At 73.2% G+C, this 23,946-nt stretch carries 20 protein-coding genes and 5 pseudogenes; 4 read left to right on the plus strand and 21 right to left on the minus strand.

What is annotated here, in order from left to right:
- Positions 1-57: 57 nt before the first annotated feature.
- From QQK35_RS06790 to QQK35_RS06820, 7 genes are read right to left on the minus strand one after another with little or no spacing between them, the layout of a single operon-like run.
- The gene (locus QQK35_RS06790) at positions 58-423 is read right to left on the minus strand and encodes a YciI family protein (protein ID WP_284253487.1); all 366 of its coding nucleotides are present in this window, start codon (positions 421-423) and stop codon (positions 58-60) included.
- 42 nt (positions 424-465) lie between these two features.
- Entirely contained in the window at positions 466-870 is a 405-nt protein-coding gene (locus QQK35_RS06795) for a hypothetical protein (RefSeq protein ID WP_284253488.1), read from the minus strand.
- A gap of 13 nt (positions 871-883) precedes the next feature.
- Complete coding sequence (locus QQK35_RS19690) at positions 884-2,473, minus strand: DUF7507 domain-containing protein (RefSeq protein ID WP_348534999.1); 1,590 nt, start codon at positions 2,471-2,473, stop codon at positions 884-886.
- Positions 2,473-3,714, minus strand: a complete 1,242-nt coding sequence (locus QQK35_RS06805) for a hypothetical protein (RefSeq protein ID WP_284253489.1) — start codon at positions 3,712-3,714, stop codon at positions 2,473-2,475. Before QQK35_RS06805 ends, QQK35_RS19690 begins: the two co-directional genes overlap by 1 nt.
- A 47-nt stretch (positions 3,715-3,761) precedes the next feature.
- Entirely contained in the window at positions 3,762-5,273 is a 1,512-nt protein-coding gene (locus QQK35_RS06810) for a hypothetical protein (RefSeq protein ID WP_284253490.1), read from the minus strand.
- Between the two features lie 54 nt (positions 5,274-5,327).
- Positions 5,328-6,803 carry a LuxR family transcriptional regulator gene (locus tag QQK35_RS06815; protein ID WP_284253491.1) on the minus strand — a complete coding sequence of 492 codons (1,476 nt, stop codon included), beginning with the start codon at positions 6,801-6,803 and terminating at the stop codon, positions 5,328-5,330.
- Complete coding sequence (locus tag QQK35_RS06820; RefSeq protein WP_284253492.1) at positions 6,746-7,954, minus strand: winged helix-turn-helix domain-containing protein; 1,209 nt, start codon at positions 7,952-7,954, stop codon at positions 6,746-6,748. Before QQK35_RS06820 ends, QQK35_RS06815 begins: the two co-directional genes overlap by 58 nt.
- A gap of 181 nt (positions 7,955-8,135) precedes the next feature.
- Here QQK35_RS06820 and QQK35_RS06825 point away from each other — a divergent pair.
- Together QQK35_RS06825 and QQK35_RS20315 are read left to right on the plus strand one after the other, a co-directional pair.
- Positions 8,136-8,600 (plus strand): annotated as a pseudogene (locus QQK35_RS06825) (MFS transporter); the annotation flags it as partial.
- 41 nt (positions 8,601-8,641) lie between these two features.
- A complete protein-coding gene (locus QQK35_RS20315; protein ID WP_431311837.1) occupies positions 8,642-9,604 on the plus strand; it encodes an MFS transporter in 963 nt (320 codons plus the stop codon).
- Here QQK35_RS20315 and QQK35_RS20320 read toward each other — a convergent pair.
- From QQK35_RS20320 to pdhA, 3 genes and pseudogenes are all read right to left on the minus strand, one after another.
- Positions 9,520-10,710 (minus strand): annotated as a pseudogene (locus QQK35_RS20320) (dihydrolipoamide acetyltransferase family protein); the annotation flags it as partial. The gene QQK35_RS20315 and the pseudogene QQK35_RS20320 overlap by 85 nt on opposite strands.
- Positions 10,707-11,726 carry an alpha-ketoacid dehydrogenase subunit beta gene (locus tag QQK35_RS06840; protein WP_284253495.1) on the minus strand — a complete coding sequence of 340 codons (1,020 nt, stop codon included), beginning with the start codon at positions 11,724-11,726 and terminating at the stop codon, positions 10,707-10,709. The pseudogene QQK35_RS20320 and the gene QQK35_RS06840, both read right to left, overlap by 4 nt.
- Entirely contained in the window at positions 11,723-12,874 is a 1,152-nt protein-coding gene (pdhA, locus tag QQK35_RS06845) for a pyruvate dehydrogenase (acetyl-transferring) E1 component subunit alpha (RefSeq protein WP_284253496.1), read from the minus strand. Before pdhA ends, QQK35_RS06840 begins: the two co-directional genes overlap by 4 nt.
- Positions 12,875-13,012: 138 nt before the next feature.
- Between pdhA and QQK35_RS06850 the strand changes: the two genes are divergently transcribed.
- Complete coding sequence (locus QQK35_RS06850; RefSeq protein WP_284253498.1) at positions 13,013-13,471, plus strand: Lrp/AsnC family transcriptional regulator; 459 nt, start codon at positions 13,013-13,015, stop codon at positions 13,469-13,471.
- Here the strand turns inward: QQK35_RS06850 and QQK35_RS06855 are convergent.
- The 6 genes and pseudogenes from QQK35_RS06855 to paaA all read right to left on the minus strand — a co-directional run bounded on the left by QQK35_RS06855 (position 13,458) and on the right by paaA (position 17,981).
- Positions 13,458-14,227 (minus strand): annotated as a pseudogene (locus tag QQK35_RS06855) (enoyl-CoA hydratase/isomerase family protein). The gene QQK35_RS06850 and the pseudogene QQK35_RS06855 overlap by 14 nt on opposite strands.
- An 11-nt stretch (positions 14,228-14,238) precedes the next feature.
- Positions 14,239-15,363: a 1,2-phenylacetyl-CoA epoxidase subunit PaaE gene (paaE, locus tag QQK35_RS06860; protein ID WP_284253499.1), complete on the minus strand. Its 1,125-nt coding sequence runs from the start codon at positions 15,361-15,363 to the stop codon at positions 14,239-14,241.
- A gap of 2 nt (positions 15,364-15,365) precedes the next feature.
- Positions 15,366-15,863, minus strand: a complete 498-nt coding sequence (gene paaD, locus QQK35_RS06865; RefSeq protein ID WP_284255629.1) for a 1,2-phenylacetyl-CoA epoxidase subunit PaaD — start codon at positions 15,861-15,863, stop codon at positions 15,366-15,368.
- Positions 15,864-15,868: 5 nt separating this feature from the next.
- Positions 15,869-16,693, minus strand: coding sequence for a 1,2-phenylacetyl-CoA epoxidase subunit PaaC (gene paaC, locus QQK35_RS06870; RefSeq protein ID WP_284253500.1), 825 nt, complete (start codon positions 16,691-16,693; stop codon positions 15,869-15,871).
- On the minus strand, positions 16,690-16,998 hold the full coding sequence (gene paaB, locus QQK35_RS06875) for a 1,2-phenylacetyl-CoA epoxidase subunit PaaB (RefSeq protein ID WP_284253501.1): 309 nt from the start codon (positions 16,996-16,998) through the stop codon (positions 16,690-16,692). Before paaB ends, paaC begins: the two co-directional genes overlap by 4 nt.
- Positions 16,995-17,981: a 1,2-phenylacetyl-CoA epoxidase subunit PaaA gene (gene paaA, locus QQK35_RS06880; protein WP_284253502.1), complete on the minus strand. Its 987-nt coding sequence runs from the start codon at positions 17,979-17,981 to the stop codon at positions 16,995-16,997. Before paaA ends, paaB begins: the two co-directional genes overlap by 4 nt.
- 114 nt (positions 17,982-18,095) lie before the next feature.
- Here paaA and QQK35_RS06885 point away from each other — a divergent pair, with 114 nt between their 5' ends.
- Positions 18,096-18,710, plus strand: coding sequence for a TetR/AcrR family transcriptional regulator (locus QQK35_RS06885; RefSeq protein ID WP_284253503.1), 615 nt, complete (start codon positions 18,096-18,098; stop codon positions 18,708-18,710).
- 68 nt (positions 18,711-18,778) lie between these two features.
- Here the strand turns inward: QQK35_RS06885 and paaZ are convergent, their stop codons facing one another.
- From paaZ to QQK35_RS06910, 5 genes and pseudogenes are all read right to left on the minus strand, one after another.
- Positions 18,779-20,821 carry a phenylacetic acid degradation bifunctional protein PaaZ gene (gene paaZ, locus QQK35_RS06890; RefSeq protein ID WP_284253504.1) on the minus strand — a complete coding sequence of 681 codons (2,043 nt, stop codon included), beginning with the start codon at positions 20,819-20,821 and terminating at the stop codon, positions 18,779-18,781.
- Positions 20,818-21,684 carry a 3-hydroxyacyl-CoA dehydrogenase family protein gene (locus QQK35_RS06895; protein ID WP_284253505.1) on the minus strand — a complete coding sequence of 289 codons (867 nt, stop codon included), beginning with the start codon at positions 21,682-21,684 and terminating at the stop codon, positions 20,818-20,820. Before QQK35_RS06895 ends, paaZ begins: the two co-directional genes overlap by 4 nt.
- Positions 21,681-22,417 (minus strand): annotated as a pseudogene (locus tag QQK35_RS06900) (enoyl-CoA hydratase/isomerase family protein). The gene QQK35_RS06895 and the pseudogene QQK35_RS06900 overlap by 4 nt, the downstream one beginning before the upstream one ends.
- Positions 22,414-23,595: pseudogene (locus QQK35_RS06905) on the minus strand (thiolase family protein). The pseudogenes QQK35_RS06900 and QQK35_RS06905 overlap by 4 nt, the downstream one beginning before the upstream one ends.
- 146 nt (positions 23,596-23,741) lie before the next feature.
- A complete protein-coding gene (locus QQK35_RS06910) occupies positions 23,742-23,912 on the minus strand; it encodes a hypothetical protein (protein WP_284253506.1) in 171 nt (56 codons plus the stop codon).
- Positions 23,913-23,946 lie beyond the last annotated feature (34 nt).

A 23,946-nucleotide genomic window follows, 5' to 3' on the forward strand; every position in this document is an offset into this window, starting at 1 on the left:
CGCCGCGAATGCGCTCTCGTGCCCGGCTCGAATGCTGACGGGACCCGCCCCTCCCCGTCAGCGCTCGACGACGCCGCCGCTGTGGATGGGGCGCACCTCGACCCCGCCGACGCCGCGGATCGCGGGATTGGTCGCGGCGATCTCCAGCGCCGCATCGAGGTCCGGCGCCTCGATCACGTACACGCCGACGACGATCGCCGGCGCATCGATGAAGGGACCCGGGGTGACGCCGCCCTCGCGGATGGAGACCGCGAGTTCGCGGGGCGTGAACGCGTACGCCGCGGTCATGGCGCCGGCGGCTTTGAGCTCGTCGGCGTGGCCGTTCGGCTCGGCGAGCTCGGCGGGGGTGGCATCCAGCGCGTGAGCCGAGTCATGGGCGTAGATGAGGACCGCAAAGAGCCGAAGGTCGTCTGCCATCGTCATGTCCCGAGCGTCGCACACGATGTGGACGCTGTCCACATTGTCTCAGTGGTCGGCGACGCCGGAGAGCACGCAGAGCGTCGGCGACGCCGCCACGAAGGACGACCGGATGCGCCAGTTCCGCTGCGCTCCCGCCTTCACCGGGACGGTGGTGGCCCCGACGCCGATCACCGTGGCGTTCTTCGACGTGAACAGAACCGTGATCCGGTAGTCGTGGCGCTCACCGGAGGTGTTGGCGATCCGTCCGGCCGCGGCCCACCCGCCCTCGACGGCCGCGCACGACCGCATCCGGACATCCGCGCGCAGTGCCGGGTCGTTCGGGATCGAGCTCGGCACCGCCGCGGATGTCGGCGTGGGGGATGGCGAGCGGGTGGCCGCGGGGCCGCCCGTGCAGCCGACCAGCGCGACCGCCAGGGCGATCGCGACCAGCCCGCTGCCGAGCAGCCTCATGCGGCGCACGCCGTCAGGCACTCCGCCGTCGACGGAGGATCAGCAGCACCAGGCCGAGACCCAGCAGACCGAGCCCCGACGCGATCCCGTACGCCGCGTCGGCGACCAGGCCGGTGGCGGCGAGGGCCGACGCGACCGGCGGGATGACCGGCGGGTCGACGATCACCTGGGTGGTCGAGGTCGCCGGGGCCACCGATCCGCCCGCCGTCACACCGGTCGCCGAGGCCGGGTTGTCGATCCGCGCCAGCTTCAGGTCGGCGGTCTGGACCGTGTAGCTCGCGGTGCAGTCCGTCGAGTCACCCGGTGCGAGCGCGGTCGTCGGGCAGGTCACGGTCGGTGCACCGCCCGTGCCGGTGAAGCCGGTCTCCTGCACGGTCAGCCCGGTGATCGACACGTTGCCGGTGTTCTCCACATGGAACGTGTAGTGCAGCACCTGTCCCGCGGCGGTCGCCTTCGGCGCATCGACGGTCTCCGTGAGCGTCAGCGCCGCGGTCTGCACGACGCTGACCGCTGCGCTCGACGTCGGCGGGGCGGTCAGCGTCGCGCCGCTCGGGTCGGTGCCATCCACGGTCGCGGTGTTGGTGATCGAGCCGGCGTCGAGATCCGCCTGGGTCACGAGGTAGCTCGCGGTGCAGTCCTCGGCGTCACCGGGCGCGAGCGTGATCGGGCCCGCCGGGCAGTCCACCGTGGGAGCCGTGCCGCTGCCGCTGAAGGCGGACTCCGTGACCGTGACGGCGCTCATCGTCACGTTGCCGTCGTTCACCACGTGGAAGGCGTAGCCCACGGAGTCGCCCACGGCTCCGACCGAGATGGGCGTGGCGGTCTTGGTGAGCGTCAGGCTGGGATTCTGCGTCACGGCCACCGTGAAGCTCGACGTGTCGCCCACCGCCCCGTTGGCGGGGTCGAGGGCACCGGCGGTCGCGGAGTTGTCGATCGAGCCCGCATCGAGGTCCGCCTGCGTCGGCGTGTAGGTGCCCGTACAGGTCTCGGAGGCACCCGCCGCGATGGTGGCGCTCGGGCAGGTCACCGCCGCACCCAGCATCGGGTCGGTGACCGTCACCCCGTGCAGGGCCTGATTGCCGTTGTTCTCGAGCAGGAACGAGTAGGTGATCGGCGTCGACGTGTCGCTGACGACCGTGGGTGTCGCGATCTTCTGCAGCGTGAAGTCGTGCACGGCCGCGGCGCTCACCGTGACCGCGTTCGAGGTGTTGCTGATGGTGCCGCCGCCCGCCGTGGTACCCGTGGCCGTGGCGACATCGATGAGGGATCCGTGGTCGAGGTCGGCCTGGGTCACGACGTAGGTCGCGACGAAGTGCGCGGTCTCGCCCGAGGGGATCGCGGCGGTCGTCGCGCCGGTGCACGACCCCTCACCCGAGACCGAGTCGCACGTGACGGTCGGGGGTGTGGCACCAGCGGGCGCGTCGGTGAACGCGTCGGCGACCGTCACGCTCGGCAGGTCCGCTCCGGCGTTGTTGGTCACGTCGAAGGTGTATTGCACCTGATCGCCCACCTGGGTGAACGTCGGCGTCGAGGTCGCCTTGACGATCTGCGGAACGTCGTTCGACACCGTCAGGCCGGTGCGCGGCGATTCGGCCGCGGCCATCAGGTCGTCCGTGGCGGTCGCGGGACCGGTGTCGCCCTTGTGCACGCTGGTTCCGACGGAGTTCCAGGCGATGGCCCCGTTGGTCGCGGCGGTCGTGGTGACCGAGTACGACACCGAGAAGCTCGTCGGGTACACGGTGGATCCGGGGACTCCGACGGTGCCGTCGTAGAAGAACCGGAGGGCGGTGACGTCCGACAGCTGGGCCGGGGTGTCGCCGACCAGGTGTCCGTGCAACCGGGGTTCGACGCGTCGGGGAGCACCTCGGGGCGGCACGGGTTGGACGAGGTCGAGTACTGCACCGTCATGCCGGCGGGGATGGCGAGCGGTCCCGTGGTGATCACGCCCGCGAACACTACCGGGAACTGCGAACCGCGGGTCGTGGTCGTCGTCGCCTCGGTGTCATCGCTCGCGGTCGGCAGGATGTCGTACATCACCGGATCGTGCAGGTTGGCCTGGCCGTTGTTGCGGAAGGTGACCGTATAGGTCGCGCTGCCGTTGCTGGGGCTCACTTTCCCGATGCCACCGACCGGTGCGGCGTCCAGGTCGCCCTGCACCGTCTTGTTGACGGTATAGCCCGGGAGGATCGGGGCGATCGAGAGAGGCGCGTTGTACGCGCAGTAGTTGGCGGGCGCACTGAGGTTGCCCAGCGTCGTGTCGCCGGTCGGCGGCTGCATGGGCGCCCGCTGGTACAGCGCGCTCACGTAGTTGTCCCAGAGGCATTCCGTGAGGGGCGCCCCGTAGCCGATCGACAGGTTGTTCTGGTACGCGCCGGCGCAACCGAGCGGGAGGGCCACGCTGAACGTGTTGGCGGACGGCCGGATCGAGTACTTCCCCGGGGTCGTGACGACACCGGCCGGGATCGTCCACTCCAGCAGGGTGCGACCGCTGCCGTTGTAGTCGGCCGTGGCCGCCGGCACGATGCTCGGCGACGTGAACGAATGCCCACCGGGACCGTTGAATGTGAAGGTCGTCGTCGTCCCGGTGATGTCGGCCGCGGTGACGCCCGAGGGCGCCAGGTAGTCGAAGTACACCGGTGCAGACTGCGCCTGGGCGAACTCCATCTGATTGGACAGGGTGCCGTTCGTGGTGCTGTTGAACGAGACGTTCTCGCTGCAGGTCGTGCCGGCCTGCTGCGCGGTGAGGCTGGGGTAGGCGACCGTGCCGCTCGTGGGCACCCCGCCGACGGTCTGCGCCGGGTCCGCCACGAGGATGTTGGCGCTGTGAATCTGCGCCGTCTTCACCTGATTCGTGGTGCCGGAGAAGTAGGCGGACGTCGTGGCGGTGTTGGTCAGGACGTGACCGGGGTGATCGATGCCGGCACGAAGCCCGCCATCGTGAAGCTCATGGTCGCCGCGGAGTTCGTGCCCTCCTGCGGGAAGGCCGGGAAGTCGACCTCCGAGACCGCCAGGGGCGATGCCGGCATCGTCCAGCCCGTCCCCGCCACGTAGCCGACCGTGGTGGTCGTGCCGTTCGAGTAGCGCAGGGTGATCGTCGCCCCGGCGGCCGGCGTGAACCCGCTCGCCGTGATCACCTTCGGGGCGAAGGCCGGTGTGGCGCAGGTCGCTCCGGGGGCCTTGCTCACGTAATAGGCGTTCGAGGCGCCGCTGGCCGTGTCGGCGCACGGCAGCGGGTCCTGGATCGCGTAGCTGAGACCTGCGTTGCTGACGGCCGGCCTGGACGAGAATGCGATGGTGAACGTCGTGTCACCGCCCGTGGCGTCCCAGTCGCCCGGGAACGTGTACCGCGACTGGGCGGAGCCGTCGAGCGCGAGATACTGCGGGCCGCCGTTGAAATAGGTGCCGGCTGCTGTGCCCTTGTTGCCGGTGAAGTCGATGTCGACCACGGTGGCGCACGGAGTGACCGACGGCACCGCCCCGCTGACCGCGAAGCCGTCGACGTAGGTGAAGTCGGCGGTGATGCCGCTGTTGCAGATCTGCGGGCCGCCGACGGCATCCGGTGTCCCGTTGGTCGACGCGGTGCCGCTGACGGTGAACATGATGCGGTTGTTGGCGGGGTTGTCGCAGTCCGATCCGTCGCCGGTGTAGGTGATGGTGCCGCCGGAGGACCCCACGGCGGGCGTCGTGATCGTGCCCTGGAGGTTCGTGGCGAGCGGCGAGGTGGTCAGGCCGCTGAAGGTGAAGTTGGCGGGCAGGTGATCGGAGATGTTCAGGTTCGGCGACAGGCCGAGGTCGCCGCTGCCGGTGCCGCAGTTGAAGACGAACGCGAATGTCATCGGGGCGCCGGAGAAGACGTTGGCGACAGGGTTGCCGTTCACGCTCGCCCCCAGCGAGTCGTTGTGGCCCGAGCTCGCGCTCGCCAGCGTGAGGACCGCCGGCGTCGCGGCGGGCGTCGACCCGCCGGCGGTGTTGATCGTCGGCGTGATCGTCGCCACCGCGCCGTTGCGTGTCGTCTTGTTCGGGGCGCGCAGGCTGAAGGTGCAGCTGGCGCTGCCGTTGCCCAGGGTCGGGAAGGCGAACGTCATGAGCCCGCCGGTGTTGCTCGCGAGCGAGCACGTGCGCGGCGTCGTGAGCCAGGTGCCGAAGTCGGTGGTCGTCCCGTCGTTCGTGACGGTGCCGGTCGGGATCGTGACCGTCGTGGCGGCGTCGCACGTCGTGCTGCAGGTGGCCGCGAGCGTGTAGGTCACGAGCGTGTTGCTCGGCGTGGTCTTCGACGTCGGGGTGATCGTCACCGAGTCGCCCGCGGCGTACGCGGGCCCCGACAGGACGACGCCCGACACGGCGAGTCCCAGTACGGCCGCGGTGGCGACCACGATCCGGGCGATGCGCAAGCGCAGGTTCATGGCGAGTCCCCCTGGCGACGACGCCCCCTGGACGCACGTGCCGGAGTCAGGCTTTCAGGGGCCGGATGCGAGCCGGGGGCGGCATCCGGATTTCACCCCGGTTTCATCACCCCTCGTTCGGGGGCGTCGGCCCGGGTCGTCGTGCCGCGGCGCGGGGCCCTCGAGCAGCCCCTGCAGATACGCCGCCCGGAGCGCCTCGTCACGCTGCGATGCCCCGAGCTTGCGATAGAGGCTGCGCACCTGCGACTTCACGGTGTTGGTCGACACGCTCAGCGCCCGCGCGATGTCGGCCTGGCTCGCGTTCGTGCTCAACTTCTCCAGCACCTCCGTCTCGCGCCTGGTCAGGGCCACGCGCGTGCCCGTCGCCCGGAACGGCGCCGGCAGGTCACGGAGCCGGGCGAGCGTCGCGGCGTCCGCACCGACCCGCTCGGCGATCACGAGGAGCGCCGCGCGGTGCTCCTCGGGGATCAGCACGAACGGGCTCACGACGTCGTGCACCGCGACCAGCGCGACGAACCGGCGCATCGCCGTCTCCGTCACGCCGTCATCGCCGGCGACCTGCGCGGCGCACGCCACGAGCAGGTCGGCGGCCGCCTGCAGCCGGGAACCGGGCAGGTCGCGGATGCGGCCCAGGCGCTCGACCACGAGGTCCGGGCGCTGCTCGAGCAGCAGCACGCTCGCCTCCAGCACACCGGCGACCGGATCGTTGCGCTCGAACGCGCGCAGGGCGCCGCGCGCCGCGCCGTACTCGCCGAGCGCCGAGTGCAGCAGCATGCGACCGGCGGCCAGCGCCCGGCGATCCTCCTGCGACGTCCGGTCCCGAGGGCGGTCGACCGCCTCCCGCTCGTCCAGCAGCTGCAGACCGATCTGGGGCCGCCCGCGCCACAGCCACGCGAGCGCGCCGAGCACGGTGAAGAGCATGCCGTGCTCGATGTTGTCGTGATCGCGCAGCAGCCCGACGGCGCGCTCGGCGGCGTCGGGGTCGTTGCGCTCCAGCGCCAGGATTCCGCGCGCGAGGTGGCTGAGCGATCCCACGTAGCCGTCGCGCAGCGTGTCCGGGTAGTCGCTCGCATCGATCCGGGCGAGCGTCTTGTCGGCATCGCGGCATTCGCCGAGGATCGCCTGAACGGCCCCGACCACCGACGCGGCCCCCAGCGCCTCGGGCCGGCCCGAACTCAACGCGAAGGCGGAGGACCCGGCACGCTCGGCCGCGACGCGGGCCGCGGAGAGCGCCCCACCGCGGAAGAGGCTGAGCGCGCCCTGCAGCCGGTAGCCGTCGATCTGGTCGGCGATCTCCTCGAGGTCGGCGGGCGGCGCCTCATCGAGCAGCGTGCTCATCCGTCGCGCGGCCACGACGGAGTCCGCAGCGCGCCCGGTGATGCGCAGCACCACGCTCTCGATGAGGGCGAGCCCGGCCCGCTCGGCGACCCGCTGACGGCCGCGCGACGCCCGGCTCGCTCCGAGAGCGAGCGTCATGAGCTCGAGCGCCTTCCATCGCTCGCCTCGCGCGTTCGCGGTGAGCGCGAGCACGATGGCGATGAACGGCAGCCGGGCGACGTAGCGCAGCGGAACCCGCTGCAGGATCGCGCCGGCTCCCGTCGCACGCAGCAGGGTGAGCCCCCGTGCAGGCAGATGTCGGAGGCACGGGCGTAGTCCTCGGCGTCGACGGCGTGCCGCAGCGCCGGAAGATACCGCCCCTGTGCCTCCGCGGCCGCACTCGCCACGAGGCTCAGGCGTCGATACCGCTCCGGATACCGGCGACGCAGGTCGTCGCGCAGCTCGTCGCGCACGAGAGGGTGCAGCCGGTACCTCGGACCCTCCGGGTCCTGGCGGCCCACGAGCAGGCCGCCCGATTCGAGGGCGGCGAGCATCGCCGACGCCTCCTGCGCATCGGCGCCGCTGAGCTGCTCGGCGAGGGCCGCGTCGACGTCGTCGGGGATCGCCACCGACGAGGCGAACGCCGCGAGTTCCGGCGCCTGCCGATCCAGCGTCGCGGTGAGCAGGTCACGGACGACGGCGCTCGCCGACCTCTGCGCGCCCGACGCCAGGATCGCGCGCAGGAGCAGGGCGTTGCCGCCGGATGCCTCCAGAAGCTCGGTCGCCCGTTCGGCACCGCCACCGGCCAGCTGCTCGATGTCCCCCGCCGAGAAGGTCAGGTCGTCGGGCGCGATCACCGCGATATCGAGGGTGAGGGCCCGGCTCGGTGCTTCGAGCGCGCTCTGCGTCCGGGTGCCGACGGCCACCACGACCTCCGGGCACGCGTGCAGGATCTCGAGGAGGTCTTCGAGCACGAGCGGGCCGCGCAGCTCGTGGGCGTCGTCGACGACGAGGGCGAACCGACCCGCATGGTCGCGGAAGGCCCGTACGAGGGCCGACCGGATCGCCCCGGGGTCGGCTCGCGCGGCGGGCGGTGGCGGCATCCGGAGCTCCAGTCCCGCGTGCGCGCCGGCCTCGGCGACCGCACTCCAGAACGCGAGCCGGTCGCTTCGGTCGGGCTCCACCGTGACCCAGACTCCGGGCGCGGTGCCGGCCGCCCACTGGGAGAGAAGCACCGTCTTGCCGCTGCCGCCGGGGCCGCGGACCACCGTCAGCGGCGTGCGGCCGACCCCATCGCGCAGCGCCGGACGCGTCAGCATGCCGTCGGGGATTCGCGGCACACCGAACAGGGCTCGCTCGCTCATCTCCACCTCGCGGTGGTCACAGGGACGGACGGGTCGCCTTTCTCCCCAGCACGACGACTCCCCACCGACTTTATAGCTGGCGTCCAGGAACGGGCGTGCCGCACCTCGGCGCGCCGAGCGCACCTGGCAGGCTCGACCGGTGAGCGCCGAGACCTTCCCGGACCGCTCGCGCCGGGTCCGGGTGCTCGGCGGCCAGATCGCGGTCGACGTCGCGCTGTTCGCGACGTTCGCCGCCGCGGTCTCGGTGCTCCTGCCGGCGCGGATCGCGGAGCTCGACCCGCACGGCAAGGTCGGGTATCTCGCGGCGATCCTCTCGATCTCGTTCGTGGTCTCCGCGGTCGCTCTGCCGATCGTGGGGGCGTTGAGCGACCGCACGCGCACCCGGTTCGGACGCCGGCTGCCGTGGGCGGCTGCGGGCGCGCTGGTCGGGGGTCTCGCGATCGGGCTGGTCGGCGGGGCGCCGTCGGTGATCCTGATCGGGATCCTGTGGGTGATCGCGCAGTCGGCTCTGCACGGGGTTCAGGTGGCCGTCGACGCCTATCTGGTCGATGTGTTCCCGGAGGACCGCCGCGGACGCGCGGCGGGGATCGCGGGCATCGCGGTCGTCGTGGGCGCGGGCGTCGGCGCCGTCTTCTCGGGGTCGCTGGCCGGCTCCCCTCGGTCGTGTCGTGGACGCTCGCGGCGCTGGTGGCGGTCTCCGTCATCGCGTTCGCATCGCTCGTCCACGACCGGGCGACCCCGGTCCTGCGACGACCCCGCCGGCCTCCGGGTGCGCGAGCGCGCGCGGTCGTCGCCGCCGTCTCGGCCCACCCGGACTTCGTGAAACTCCTGCTGTGGCGGGTCGCGTTCTCGATCGCCTACGGCGCGGTCTTCGGCTACCTGCTGTACCTCATCACCGACCTCGTCGGGGTGCCGACGGGCGACGCGGGCCGGCTGATCGGGCTGGCGACGGTGCTCGGCGGCGCCGCCGCCCTGGTCGGCGTGCTGCTCGGCGGCTGGCTGAGCGACCGGCTGCGCCGGCGACGGCTCTTCCTGCTGATCGGCAGCGCGGCGCTGCTGCTCGGCGATCTGCTCCTGCTCGCCTCCCCTCCGTGCCGTCGGTTCTCGCCACGGCGGCCGTCTTCGGCGTCGGGCTGGGCCTCTCGATCTCCTGCGGCCGGGCCCTCGGCTCGCAGGTGCTGCCGAACCAGGTCGAGGGTGCCGCCACCGGGCTCGGCGTCATCACCGTCGCGACGAGCATCGGGCAGGCCGTGGCGCCGGCCGTCGGGGCGCTCGCGATCGGCTGGGGCGGGTATCCGGCGCTGCTGGTCACGAGCCTCGTGTTCGCGACGGCGGCGGTCGTGCCGGTGGTCCTCATCCGGTCGGTGCGCTGAACGTCCGGCCCGAACGCGGCAAACTGCGACTCGCCTAGAGCCGCGCCAGCAGCGCCACCGGCTTCTCGATCGCGTCGACGACCGCCCGGAGGAATCCCGCGGCGTACCCGCCGTCGCACACGCGGTGGTCGAAGACGAGGAGAGCTGCAGGATGCGGCGCGGCACGATCGCGCCGTCGACCACCCACGGGCGCTCGAGCGCGCGTCCGACGCCGAGCAGCGCGACCTCCGGGTGGTTGATGATCGCGGCAGAGCCGTCGACGCCGAGCGAGCCGTAGTTGTTCAGGGTGAACGTCGACCCGGTCAGCTCGTGCGGGGAGGCCGTGCCCTCGCGGGCGGTCGCGCTCACGCGGCGCACCTCGGCATCCAGCCCCGCGACGTCGAGCCGGTGGGCGTCGCGCACGACCGGCACCAGCAGCCCGCGCGGCGTGTTCACGGCGACCCCGAGGTGGACGCCGTCGAACTCGATCAGCTCGGTGCCGTCGTCGCTCAGCCGGCCGGCGAGTGCCGGCCGCTCGTCGAGCGCCAGGATCGCGAAGCGGGCGAGGAAGGCGGTGAGCGACGGCGCCGGGACCGCGGGGGTGGACATCGCGCGGCGGACGTCCCACAGCTCGGTCGCATCGGCATCGACCCACACCGTGGCCTCGGGGATCTCGGCGCGGCTGCGCGTCATCCGGGCGGCGACCGTGCGGCGCAGCATCCCCAGCGGCTCGCGGCGGCGCACGCGGAGGCCGGATGCCGCGTCGACCTCGCCCGTCGGCGGCAGGACGGAGGCGGCGCGCAGCACGTCGCCGCGGGTGACCGCTCCGTCGACGCCGCTGGCCGGGATGCTGCGCAGATCGACACCGCTCTCGCGTGCGATCCGGCGCACGATCGGGGAGCGCACGGCGACCGGACCGGGCGCGACGACCGTGTCGGCGGGGGCGGACGTCGTGGCGGCGGCACGCGGCCGGCGCCGGCGACCGGCGGACCGGTGCCCGCTCGTTCCGTAGCCGACGAGAACGTTGCCGGAGGCCCCGCCCGCGTGCTCCTCGGCGCGATAGGCGGCGTGGGCATCCGGCGCCTCGGCGGACCGCGCCTCGGCCGGCTCAGACGCGACCGGCTCGCGCGCCACCGGCTCGGACCGCACCGGCTCGGGGTCGACCGCGGCAGTCTCCACGATCAGCAGCGGCGCCCCGACCGGGAGAACGTCGCCCTCCGCGCCCCGGATCTCCGCCACCGTGCCCGCGAACGGCGAGGGCACCTCGACCACGCTCTTCGCGGTCTCCACCTCGACGACCGGCTGATCGATCCGGATCTCGTCGCCCGGCGCGACGAGCCAGCGCACGATCGCCGCCTCGGTGAGGCCCTCGCCGAGGTCGGGCAGCGTGAACGCGCGGCTCACCGGTCGTCCCAGTTGAGCGAGTCGACGGCGTCGAGGATCCGGTCGACGTCGGGCAGGTAGTAGCGCTCGAGCTTCGGCGGCGCGAACGGCACGTCGAATCCGGTCACCCGCCGCACCGGCGCCTCGAGGTACTCGAAGCAGCGCTCGCCGATCCGCGCCGCGAGCTCCGCCGCGACGCTCACCGAGCCGGGCGCCTCGGCGATCACGACCGCGCGCCCGGTCGAGCGGACCGCGGCCTCGATCGTCGCGTCGTCGAGCGGCGCGAGCGACCGGATGTCGACCACCTGCAGGCTGCGTCCCTCCGCGGCGGCGACCTCCGCGGCCTCCAACGCGGTCAGCACCGACGCGCCGTAGGCCACGAGCGTCGCGTCGGTCCCCTCCCGGGCGACCACGGCCCGCCCGAGCCCGACGCGCCGCACGGAGTCGACGGGGCCCTTCGCCCAGTACAGCTTCTTGTGCTCGAGGAACACGACCGGATCGGGCGACTCGATCGCGGCGCGCAGCATCGAGTACGCGTCCTGCGGGGTCGAGGGCGCGATCACCGTCAGGCCGGGGGTGTGCGCGTAGTACGCCTCGGACGAGTCGCAGTGGTGCTCGACCCCGCCGATCCCGCCGCCGTACGGGATGCGGATCACCATCGACATGCGCAGGGCGCCGCGCGTGCGGTTGCCCATCTTGGCGACGTGGCTCACGACCTGCTCGAAGGCGGGGTAGGCGAAGGCGTCGAACTGCAGCTCGACGACCGGCCGCATCCCGTTCATCGCCATGCCGACCGCGGCGCCGACGATGCCCGACTCGGCCAGTGGCGTGTCGAACACCCGCGCCTCGCCGAACCGGGCCGCCAGCCCGTCGGTCACGCGGAACACGCCGCCCAGCACGCCGACGTCCTCGCCGAAGACGACGACCGAGGGGTCGGCCGCGAGGGCGTCGGCGAGGGCGTGGTTGACGGCGCCGGCCAGGGTGAGGGACTCGACCGTCGCCGCGGTCGTCGCGGGCGCCTCGTGGGTGAGCGTCATCGGGCCTCCTCGTGCTCGGCGTGCTCGGACTCGGCATGCTCGGACTCGGCGTCGCGGGCGAGCTCGTCCGCGAGCATCGCCCACTGCTCCTCGAGCCGCGGCGTGCGTTCGGCGTACACGTGCCGGAACAGGTCCTCCGGGTCGGGCACGTGCTCGGCCTGCAACGCGTCGCGCAGCTCGGCCGCGACCGCCTCGGCCTCCGCCGTGATCTCGTCCTCCGCCGCCGCGCTCAGGGCGTCGCAGACGCGCAGGTAGGACCGCAGCCGGATGAGCGGATCGCGGGCCACCCACTCCTGCACCTCGGCGCGATCGCGGTAGCGGGTGTCGTCGTCCGCGTTGGTGTGCGCCTGGATGCGGTAGGTGTGGGCCTCGACGAGGGTCGGGCCGCCTCCCGCGCGCGCCCGGTCGACGGCGGCGTGCATGACGGCCAGGAGCGCCGCGGCGTCGTTGCCGTCGACGCGCACGCCCGGCATCCCGTAGCCGATGGCCTTGTGCGCGAGGGATGCCGCCGCCGTCTGCCGCGACAGCGGCACCGAGATCGCGAAGCCGTTGTTCTGCACGAGGAAGACCACCGCGAGCCCGAACACCGCGGCGAGGTTCAGCGCCTCGTGGAAGTCGCCCTCGCTGGTCGCGCCGTCGCCGCACATGGCGACGACCACGGTGTCCTCGCCGCGCAGCTTCGCCGCGTGCGCGAAACCCGCCGCGTGCAGCAGCTGGGTGGCGAGCGGGGTCGCCTGCGGGGCGACGCCGTGCTCCCGCGGGTCGTACCCGCTGTGCCAGTCGCCCTGCAGCAGCACCATCGCCTCGGCGGGCGGAACGCCGCGCCCGATCACGGCGACCGCGTCGCGGTAGGTGGGGAACAGCCAATCCCGCTCCGCCAGCGGGAGGGCCGCGGCGACCTCGCACGCCTCCTGGCCGTGCGAGGAGGGGTACACGGCGAGCCGGCCCTGCCGCACGAGCGCGGAGCACTGCTCGTTGATCCGCCGCGCGACCACGAGCGCCCGGTAGGCGGCCTGCAGCTCGCTCAGCGGCGGCATCGGGTACCGCGTCTCGTCCAGCGCGCGGCCGTCCTGGTCGAGGAAGCGCACGGGCGTCTCGCCCGGCAGCAGCTCGGAGTCCTCGTGGGCCACGGTGCCCCCTTCCGGCATCTTCGCCTGGACGGTCTGTATACAAATCCTCGGCCGAGGTGACGCCGTGTGCCAGGGATTCCGATGGATCGTGGATTTCCGTCCACGTCGGCGCCCCGTTGGGTACGATCTGTCCAGCGGCGCAAGACGGGACGTGCGATGCAGCTCGACGAGACCGACCGGCAGATCATGGCCGAGCTGCGCCGCGACGGCCGCGCGGCGATGAGCGTCGTCGCCCAGGCCGTGCACATCTCGCGCGCGAACGCCTACGCGCGCGTCAACCGGATGATCGAGGCGGGGGTCATCACCGGCTTCGGCGTGCGCATCGACCCCGTGCGCGCCGGGCAGCACTCCTCGGCCTACGTCGAGCTGTCGATCCGGCAGGAGTCGTGGCAGCAGGTGCGCGAGCAGCTGCTGCGGATCGACGCCGTCGCCCACATCGCGCTCATCGGCGGCGAGTTCGACGTGATCCTGCTCGTGCGGGCGCGCGACAACCGCGAGCTGCGCCGGGTCGTGCTCGAGGAGCTGCAGGCCATCCCCGAGGTGCGCACGACCCGCACCTCGCTCATCTTCGAAGACCTCGAGCCGCTCGACGAGGCGGCGGTCAGCGCCCGGTGAAGTCCGGCGTCCGCTTCTGCTGGAACGCCGCGAACCCCTCGCGGTAATCGGCGGTCGCGCACAGCTCGGCCTGCGCCGCGTTCTCCTCGGTCATGCTCGCCCAGAGCCCGAGCCGCTCGTCGCGCAGCCGGGCGACGAGCCGCTTGCTGGCCAGGAACGCGCGGGTGGCCCCGGATGCCGCGCGCCGGGCCGCCGCGAACGTCGCCTGCTCGAGGTCGGCATCCGGCACGACCTGGCTGAACAGGCCCGCCCGCACCGCCTCGTCGCCCGTCATGAGCCGCCCGCTGTAGACCAGGTCGAGCGTCTTGTGCGCGCCGAGCCGCTCGACGAACAGCGCATGCCCGCCCGAGTCGAGGGTCGCGCCGAGGTTCGCGAACGGCGAGCCGATCCGGGCCGACTCGGCGACGTAGACCACGTCGGTCGCGATGAGCAGCCCGAGCCCGACGCCGAGCGCCGCGCCCTGCGCCGCGGCGAACGTCGGCGCGGGGAACGCGCTCATCCGCTGCAGCAGCGGCTGCACGAGCCCGCCGAGGTACCCGAGCACGTCGTCGTCGGCCGGATCGACGCCCTGGATGTCGCGGCCGGCGCAGAACGCGCGCCCCTCCCCGCGCAGCACGAGCGCACGCACGCCCGCCGCCTCGGCCCCCGGTATGCGTCGTCGAGATCGGCGATCGCGCCCTCGTCGAGGGCGTTGAGCTTCTCGGGGCGGTCGAGGGTGATGATGGCGACGCCGTCGTCGAGGTCGAGGTGCGGCATGGTCGTGCCCTTCAGGCGTCGTAGTCGACGACGATCGCCGGCGAGGTCGGATGCGACTGGCAGGTGAGCACGTAGCCCGCCTCCAGCTCGTCGGGTTCGAGCGCGAAGTTCTCCGCCATCCGCACCGACCCCTCGCGCAGCCGCGCGCGGCAGGTGCCGCAGACGCCGCCCGTGCAGGCGAACGGCACGTCGGCGCGCACCCGCAGCGCCGCGTTGAGCACGCTCTCGACCGCGGGCTGCGGCATGACGACGGTGGAGGTGCGGCCGTCGAGGGTGAACCGCACCGTCGCCGCGTCGACGCCGACGGCCGGGTCCGGCGCACGTCCGGCGACGGCCGGCATCGGATGCTCGGGCCGCCCCGTCGTGAACAGCTCGAAACGGATGGCCTCCCGCGCCACGCCGGCCCCGGTCAGACGCGCGCGGCACAGCTCCACGAGGTCCAGCGGCCCGCACAGGAACCACTCGTCGACATCCGCGGGGCGCACGAGCGCGGCCAGGATGCCGTCGAGCCGCTCCGCGTCGATGCGGCCGGAGAGCAGCCGTGACGTGCGCTCCTCGCGGGTGAGCACGTGGTGCAGGGCCAACCGCTGCCGGTACCGGTCCTTGAGGTCCGCGAGCTCCTCGAGGAACATCACCTCGAGCGAGGTGCGATTCGTGTAGACGAGGCTGAACCGCGCACGCTCGGTGCCGCCCAGCACGGCGCGCACGAGCGCCATCACCGGGGTCACGCCGGAGCCGGCCGCGATCGCGGCGAAGTGCCGGCCCTCCGCCGCCGCGAGGTCGGTCGTGAAGGTGCCCTGCGGGCTCATGACGTCGAGCGTCATGCCGGGCGCGAGCTGCTCGAGCGCCCAGGTCGAGAACCGGCCGCCGACGTCGCGCTTGATCGCGATGCGCAGCTCGCCGGGCTCCGGCGGCTGGCAGATGGAGTAGCTGCGGCGCAGTTCGAGCCCGTCCGGGCTCGCGAGCCGGGTGCGCAGCGCGACGTACTGCCCCGGGGCGTAGTCGTAGTCGCCGTGCAGCCCGGGCGGCACCGCGAACGCCACCTCGATGCTGTCCGGGGTGAGCGGGCGCACCTCGCGCACCGCGAGCGGGTGGAACCGTGCGCGGCGCCGGGTCGCGAGGTTCTGCGCGGCCACGCTCAGAGCACCCTGAAGTAGTCGAACGGCTCGAGGCACGAGCGGCACTCGTAGAGCGCCTTGCACGAGGTCGAGCCGAACCGCGAGACCTCGACGGTGTCGGCGGAGCCGCACCGCGGGCAGCGGGTGGCGAGGGTCAGCCGCACGGGACCGCCCGCGTGCCCGGCGCGACCGGAGGGCGGCGCGATGCCGAACTCGGCGAGCTTGCGGCGGCCGGCCTCGCTCATCCAGTCGGTGGTCCAGGCCGGGTGCAGGACCGTGCGCACCTCGACGCGCCCAGCGCCGAACGCATGATGGAATGCACGGCCCAGGTCGTCGCGGATCGCGTCCATCGCCGGGCACCCCGAGTAGGTCGGCGTGATCGTGACCCGTGCGACGCCGTCGGCGACCTCGACCGCGCGCAGGATGCCGAGGTCCTCGATCGTGAGCACCGGGATCTCGGGGTCGACGACCGTCGCGGCCAGGCGCCAGGCCGCCTCCCGGTCGAGCGTCGCGGTCACGGCGCTCACCAGGTCGCTCCCGGATGCGCACGGGCGAGCACCTGCAGCTCGGCCAGCAGCAGGCCGAGGTGCTCGGTGTGGATGCCGTGCCGGCCGCCGCCGCGAGCCAGGTCGGGGTCGGGCAGCTCGATTCCGGTCTCGGCGGCGAGCGCGCCCATCGCCTGATCGAACGGCGCCCGCAGCGTCGAGGGCCGCACGGCGACGCCCTCGAGCCGGTCGAGCAGCGGCTCGTCGCGGAACAGGTCGCCGACGTACGGCCAGACATGCTCGAGCGCGGTGAGCAGGCGGCGGCGGGAATCGTCGGTGCCGAGTGCGAGGCGGCGGAACCACTCCGTGCTGTGCTCGCGATGGTAGGCGACCTCCTTGGCGGCCTTCGCGGCGATCGCGGCGAGGGTCGCATCGGAGGACTCCTGCAGCCGGTCGTAGAGCTCGACCTGGAAGACCGCGAACGCCAGCTGCCGCACGAGGGTGTGCGCGTAGTCGCCGTTCGGCAGCTCGGCGAGCTGCGCGCAGCGGAACTCGCGCTCGTCCCGCCAGTACGCGAGGTCGTCCTCGGTGCGCCCGTCGGCGGTTCCGGCGTGGCTCAGCAGCGAGCGCGCGTGGCCGAGCAGATCGAGGGCGATGTTGGCCAGCGCCATGTCCTCCTCGAGCTCGGGGCCGCGCGAGATCCACCACCCCAGGCACTGCGCGAGCACGAGCGCGTCGTCGCCCAGCCAGAGCGCGTACTCGGCCGCATCGGCCGTCGCCGCCTCCTCGCCGCCTCCGACGATCTCGTCGGCGAGCGACAGGCGGTCGACGATCACCTCGCCGTGCGGGTCGGCCCGGGTCACAGGTGCGGCACCCCCTCCGACTTCGTGTAGTAGACGGCGTGGCGGTAGTTCTTGCCCGCGGGGGATTCGAACCAGGCGCCCCGGGCATCCGGGTCGGAGGTCGTGATCGACTCGGCCGGCACGACCCAGATCGACACGCCCTCGCCCCGGCGGGTGTAGAGGTCGCGGGCGTTCTGGATCGCCATGGTCGCGTCGGGCGCGTGCAGCGACCCGGCGTGCACGTGCGAGAGTCCGCGGTTGGCCCGCACGAAGACCTCCCAGAGGGGCCAGATCTCGCGCGCGTCCGCGGCGCCGGGCGTCGTCATGCTGCCTGCTCCGCGGCGTCGGCCTGCTTGCGCGCGTAGGCCGCGGCGGCCTCCCGCACCCACGCGCCGTCCTCGAACGCGGCGCGGCGGTGCGCGAGACGCTGGGTGTTGCAGGGTCCGCGACCGCCGAGCACCTCCTGGAACTCGTGCCAGTCGAGCTCGCCGTACGCCCAGTGCCCGGTCGCCTCGTCGAAGCGCAGGTCCGGGTCGGGCAGCGTCACACCGAGCGCCTCGGCCTGCGGCACGAGCATGTCGACGAATCGCTGACGCAGGTCGTCGTTGCTGAAGCGCTTGATGTTCCAGGCCATCGACTGCTGGGAGTTGACGCTCTCCTCGTCGGGCGGTCCGAACATCATGAGACTGGGTGCGTACCAGCGGTCGACGGCATCCTGCGCCATCGCGCGCTGCGCCGGAGTGCCGTGCATGAGCTCGAGCAGAATCTCGAAACCCTGCCGCTGATGGAACGACTCCTCCTTGCAGATGCGCACCATCGCGCGGGCGTACGGGCCGTAGCTCGCGCGGCACAGCGGCACCTGGTTGCAGATCGCTGCCCCGTCGACGAGCCAGCCGATCGCGCCCATGTCGGCCCAGCCGAGGGTCGGGTAGTTGAAGATCGACGAGTAGCGCGCCCGGCCGTCGACGAGCGCCTGGAACATCTCGTCGCGCGGGGTGCCGAGCGTCTGCGCGGCGGAGTAGAGGTAGAGGCCGTGACCGGCCTCGTCCTGCACCTTGGCCATGAGGATCGCCTTGCGCTTGAGGCTCGGTGCGCGGCTGATCCAGTTGGCCTCCGGCTGCATGCCGATGATCTCGGAGTGCGCGTGCTGGGAGATCTGGCGCACCAGGTTCTTGCGGTACGCCGCGGGCATCCAGTCGCGCGGTTCGATCCGGGAGTCGGCGGCGATCAGTTCGTCGAAGCGGGCGCGGCCGTCGGGGTCGTCGTCGATCTCGGTCGTCGGCACCTGTGCCGTCGGGCTCTGCGCCATCACGATCTCCTTTACTGACCGGACGTTCACTTAGTATAGGAGCGCGGCGCGCGGCGCGGTACCCCGCTCGCGCCACACTGGTCACGCGGAGTCCTGACAAGGGAGAGGGAGCACATGGCGGCGAGCGCGGTCCGGATGCCGGAGACGCCCGCGCGCCGGGGTCGCCCCGGGTACGACCTCGCCGGCATCCTGCGCGGAGCCGTCGCCGAGTTCACGGAGCACGGCTACGACGCGACGTCGATCGCTCTCATCGCGAAGCGCCTCGGCCTGTCGAAGGCGGCCATCTACCACCACGTCGGGTCGAAGGAGGAGCTGCTGCGGCTTGCGCTCGACCAGGCCCTCGGGGCGCTCGAGGGCGTGCTCACGGAGCCGGGTGCGCGGGACGGCGCGGCCGCCGACCGGCTCACCCACGTGCTGCGCGGCGCCGTGCGCGTGCTCGTCGCCGAACTGCCCAGCGTCACGCTGCTGCTGCGGTTGCGCGGCAACACCGAGGTGGAGCGGGCGGCGCTCGCCCGGCGGCGGCGATTCGACCGCGCCGTCACGGAGCTGATGGATGCGGCCCGCGACGAGGGCACGCTGCGCGACGACATCGACCCGCGGGTGGCCGAGCGGCTGCTGTTCGGCATGATCAACTCGATCGTCGAGTGGTACCGCCCCGGCGGACCGGAGGATGTCGAGGCGCTCGCCGACGACGTGCTGCGGCTCGCGCTCGAGGGCCTCCGCCGCTAGCCCCCGCGCAACTTGCCAAAAACGCCCAGTGCGCCGGTGGGCGCACTGGGCGTTTTTGGCAAAGTCGGCTACGCCGTCACGGGCTGCTTCGCGACGAGGGTGAGCACGTCGTAGGTCGCGACGACCTCGTCGCGCTGGTTGCGGAGCACGGCATCCCAGCGCACCTCGCCGTAGTCGTCGGTCTCGCGCGGGGTGATCTGCTTCGCGGTCAGCTCCACCCGGATCGCGTCGCCCGGCGACACCGGGGTCACGAACCGCAGGTTCTCCAGCCCCGAGTTCGCGAGCACCGGACCGGGCTCCGGGTCGACGAACAGTCCCGCCGCCCACGAGACGAGCAGGTACCCGTGCGCCACCCGCCCCGGGAAGAACGGGTTCGCGGCGGCGGCCTCCTCGTCCATGTGCGCGTAGAAGGTGTCGCCGGTGAAGGCGGCGAACGTCTCGATATCGTCGAGGCTCACCGTGCGCGAGCCCGACGCGACCCGGTCGCCGAGGCGCAGCTCGGCGAGGCTCTTGCGGAACGGGTGCCGCCCGGCGTCGGTTGGCGCCCCCGGATGCCACACCCCGGTCAGCGCCGTGAGCATCGTGGGCGAGCCCTGGATCGCCGTGCGCTGCATGTGGTGCAGCACCGCCCGGATGCCGCCGAGCTCCTCGCCTCCGCCCGCGCGTCCGGGTCCGCCGTGCACGAGATGCGGCACGGGCGAGCCGTGGCCCGTCGACGTGCGGGCGTCGTCGCGGTCGAGCACGAGCAGCCGGCCGTTGTAGGGCGCGATGGCGGCCGCGAGCGCCACGGCGACCGCCGGGTCGTGCGTCGCGAGGCTCGTCACGAGTGAGCCGCCGCCGCGGGCGACCAGGCGGGCGGCGTCGGCGAGCCCGTCGTAGCCGAGCACGCTCGCCACCGGTCCGAACGCCTCGACGTCGTGCGCCGCGGACGCGTCGGGGTCGTCGAAGGTCAGCACGATCGGGGCGAGGAACGCCCCCTCCGCCCGCGCACCCACCGGATCGCCGACATCGCCGATCGCGATCCGGCCGCCGGCCGCCTGCAGCGCCGCCACCTGGCGGCGCACCTCGTCGCGCTGGGCGAGCGAGGCGAGCGGTCCCAGCGTGACGCCCTCGGTGCGCGGATCGCCGAGCACCACGCGCGCGTCGAGCCGGGCGCGCACGGCCTCGACCACGGCATCCACCCGGTCGATCGGCACGATCGCGCGCCGGATCGCCGTGCACTTCTGCCCCGCCTTGGCCGTCAGCTCGGTGACGAGCTGCGCGACGTAGGCGTCGAACTCGGGCGTGCCGGCGACGGCGTCGGGCCCCAGCACGGACGCGTTCAGCGAGTCGGTCTCCGACGTGAAGCGCACGCCGCCGGTCTGCACCGCGTCGTGGGACCGCAGGCGGTCCGCCGTGCTCGCCGACCCGGTGAACGCGACGAGGTCGCCGAGCCGCAGGTGCTCGAACAGCTCCGGCACGGCGCCGGAGACCAGCGAGAGCGTGCCCGCCGGCAGCAGGCCCGAGTCGACGAGGATCCGCACCCAGCCCTCCGTGAGGTACGCGGTCGGCGTCGCCGGCTTCACGAGCGTCGGCACCCCGGCCAGGAACGCCGGCGCGAACTTCTCCAGCGGCCCCCACACCGGGAAGTTGAACGCGTTGATCTGCACCGCGACACCGGGCAGGCGCGTGTAGACGTGCTGCCCGAGGAAGGACCCGTCGGCCGAGAGCGCCTCGGGCGGTCCGTCGACGTAGACCGTCGCGTTCGGCAGCTCGCGCCGCCCCTTCGACCCGTAGGTGAAGAGCACGCCGATGCCGCCGTCGACATCGATCGCCGCGTCGCGCCGGGTGGCCCCGGTGCGTGCCGACAGCTCGTACAGTTCCTCCTTGCGCTCGGTGAGGGCGAGCGCGAACTGCTTGAGCAGCAGTGCGCGCTGGTGGAAGGTCAGGGCGCCGAGCGATGCCTGACCGATGGTGCGGGCGTGCTCGAGGACGGCGGCGAGGTCCAGCCCACGGGTGCTGATCGAGGTGACGAGCTCGCCGGTGGAGGCGTCGCGCACCGGCGTGGCGTCGGCCTCGTCGGCGGGCATCCACCAGGCGTCCTCGACGTAGCTGGGCAGGATCGTGGTCATCGGGCGCCTTTCTCGGGATCGGGCCAGTCGAAGAACCCGGCACCGGACTTGCGGCCGAGCCGGCCCTCGGCGACCATGCGTCGCAGCAGCGCGGGCGGCTCGAACCGGTCGCCGAGCTCCGCGGCGAGATGCTCGGCGATGTCGAGCCGCACGTCGAGCCCGACGATGTCGGTCGTGCGCAGCGGGCCGGTCTGGTGGCGGTAGCCGAGCGTCATCGCGGCGTCGATGTCGTCGGCGCTCGCGACGCCGGCCTCGAGCATCCGGATCGCCTCCAGCGCGAGCGCGACGCCGAGGCGCGACGACGCGAAGCCGGGCGCGTCGGCGACCGTCACGGGGGCCTTGCCGAGCTCGCGCACCCAGGACTGCGCCGCGGCGACGATCGACGGCTCGGTCGCGGCGCCGCGCACCACCTCGACGAGCGACGACGCCGGCACCGGGTTGAAGAAGTGCAGGCCGAGGAAGCGCTGTGGACGGCGAAGGCCGGTGGCGAGGCCGTCGATCGACAGCGAGGAGGTGTTGGAGGCGAGCACGGCATCCGGGGCGAGCAGCGCCTCGACGCCGCCGAGGGCCTCCGCCTTGAGCTCGGGCAGCTCGGGCACCGCCTCGATGACGAGCTCGCGGTCGGCGAGCGCGCGCCGGTCGGCGACGACCTCGAGCGCGCCGAGCAGCTCGTCGCGCGGGCGCGAGGCTCCGTGGCGCTCGAGGCTGCGATCGACCGAGACCCGGATGCCGTCCCGCGCGCGGTCGAGCACCTCCGGCCGGTCGACCACCACGACCTGCGCCCCCGCGAGGAGGAACGCGTGGGCGATGCCGCCGCCCATCCGGCCGCCGCCGAGCACGCCGACGCGCGCGGGCACGCTCACGGCCGGCTCCGCCGCTGCAGGAACTCGGTCATGCGCCGCCGCTTCTCCGGCGACTCGAAGAGCACCGCCTGGGCCTCCTCGTCGACCCCGGGATGCTCCTCGCGCGGGGCGGCGAGCACCGACTTGGTCATCCGCGTCGCGAGCGGGTCGTTGCGCCCGATGCGGTCGGCGAGCTCGTGCGCCGTCGCGATGAGCTCCGCCGACGGGACGACCCGGCTGACCAGGCCGGCGGCGAGCGCCTCGGCCGCGTCCAGGATGCGGCCGGTGAGCAACAGCTCGGTCGCGAGCGATCGGCCCACGATCTCGGGCAGGCGCCACATCGCGCCGGCCGCGGCGATGATGCCCAGCCCGGTCTCGGGGTTGCCGATGCGCAGGCCCTCGCCGGCGATCCGGATGTCGGCGGCGTAGGCGAGCTCGGCTCCCCGCCCAGCGTCCAGCCGTCGATCGCGGCGATCACCGGCATCGGCAGGCGCGCGATCCGGTCGAAGATCCGCGCGTTGATGCCGGCGAGCGCATCGGCGGCCCTCCGCTCACGCAGCTCGGCGATGTCGGCGCCGGAGGCGAATGCCGCGGTCGATCCGGCGAGGATCAGGATGCGCGGATCCGTCTCGAGCTCCGCGCAGACGGCGTGCAGCTCGTCGACCATCGCGCGGGAGATCGCGTTGCGCACGTCGGGGCGGTCGAGCACGACCTCGACGCGATCGGCGGCCGCGGTGATCCGGACCTCGCTCACGCCCGCTCCAGGATCAGGGACTGCCCCTGGCCGACGCCGACGCACATGGTGGCGAGACCGTACCGCGCGTCCTCGCGCTCCAGGCGGCCGAGGAGCGTCACGACGATCCGCGAGCCGCTGGAGCCGAGCGGATGGCCGAGGGCGATGGCGCCGCCGTCGGCGTTGACGAGCTCCTCGTCGAGGCCGAGCCGCCGGATCGAGGCGAGCGACTGCGTGGCGAACGCCTCGTTGAGCTCGATCGCGCCGAGGTCGCCCACCGTGAGCCCAGCGCGGGCGAGCGCCTTCTGCGTGGCGGGGACCGGCCCGAGGCCCATGATCTCGGGGGCGATCCCGGCCGCCGCCGAGCCGACGACCCGCGCCCTCGGCCGCAGCCCGTACCGCTCGACGGCCGCGCCGCTCGCGACGACGATCGCGGAGGCGCCGTCATTCAGCCCGCTCGAGTTGCCGGCCGTCACGACGCGGCCGCCCCGTACCACCGGGCGCAGCGCCGCGAGTCTCTCGAGGCTCGTATCGCGGCGCGGTCCCTCGTCGACCGCGACGACCCCGGTCGCGGTCTCGACGTCGACGATCTCGGCGGTGAAGCGCCCGGCCTCCATCGCGGCGACCGCGCGCCGGTGCGAGCGCAGGGCGAACGCGTCGGCCTCGTCGCGGCGGATGCCGTCGAGCCGCGCCACCTCCTCCGCGGTCTCGGTCATCGAATACGTCGCTTTGTCGCGGGCGAGCAGTCGCGGGTTGGCGAACCGCCATCCGATCGACGTGTCGAAGGACTCCCCGGCCCGCCCCACGGCTTCGCCGGCTTGGCCTGCACCCACGGGGCGCGCGTCATCGACTCGACGCCGCCGGCGATCACGACGTCGGCGTCGCCCGCGCGGATCGCCTGCGCGGCCTGCACGATCGCCGTCATCCCCGAGGCGCACAGCCGGTTGACCGTGTACGCGGGCACCGCATCGGGCAGGCCGGCGAGCAGCACGCTCATCCGGGCGACGTTGCGGTTGTCCTCCCCGCCTGGTTCGCGGCGCCGAGCACCACCTCGTCGATCGCGGCCGGATCGACGCCCGCCCGTCGCACGGCCTCGCCGACGACGAGCGCGGCCAGGTCGTCGGGCCGCACGCCCGCAAGCGCGCCGCCGTGGCGGCCGACGGGGTCCGCACGCCGCCCACCAGGAATGCGTCGGCCACGCTGCCTCCGATTTACTGACCTGCCGTTCGGTTATGATTTCACACCGGATCGGGGGCGTCAACGTCCGTGCCCGGGCGACGGATTGCCGTCCGGCTCGAGCGGCGACCGCCGCATCCGGTCGATGGCAGGGCCTCGGTCGTGCCGATCATGCCTTGGTGCGTCGGCGGACGGCGGCTCGCCGGATCAGGCCGATGACGAGGGTCGCGACGAACAGGATCACGCCGATGATCGCCAGCCACAGAAGACCCTTGATGGCGAAGCCGACCACCGACAGGATCGCCCAGAGCACCAGCAGCACGATGACCAGGATCAGCATCCATTGACGGTAGGCGCAGGACGGAACGCGATCC

Origin of the sequence: Pseudolysinimonas kribbensis, from assembly GCF_030161895.1 — a bacterium.
GTDB classification, from domain to species: domain Bacteria; phylum Actinomycetota; class Actinomycetes; order Actinomycetales; family Microbacteriaceae; genus Pseudolysinimonas; species Pseudolysinimonas kribbensis.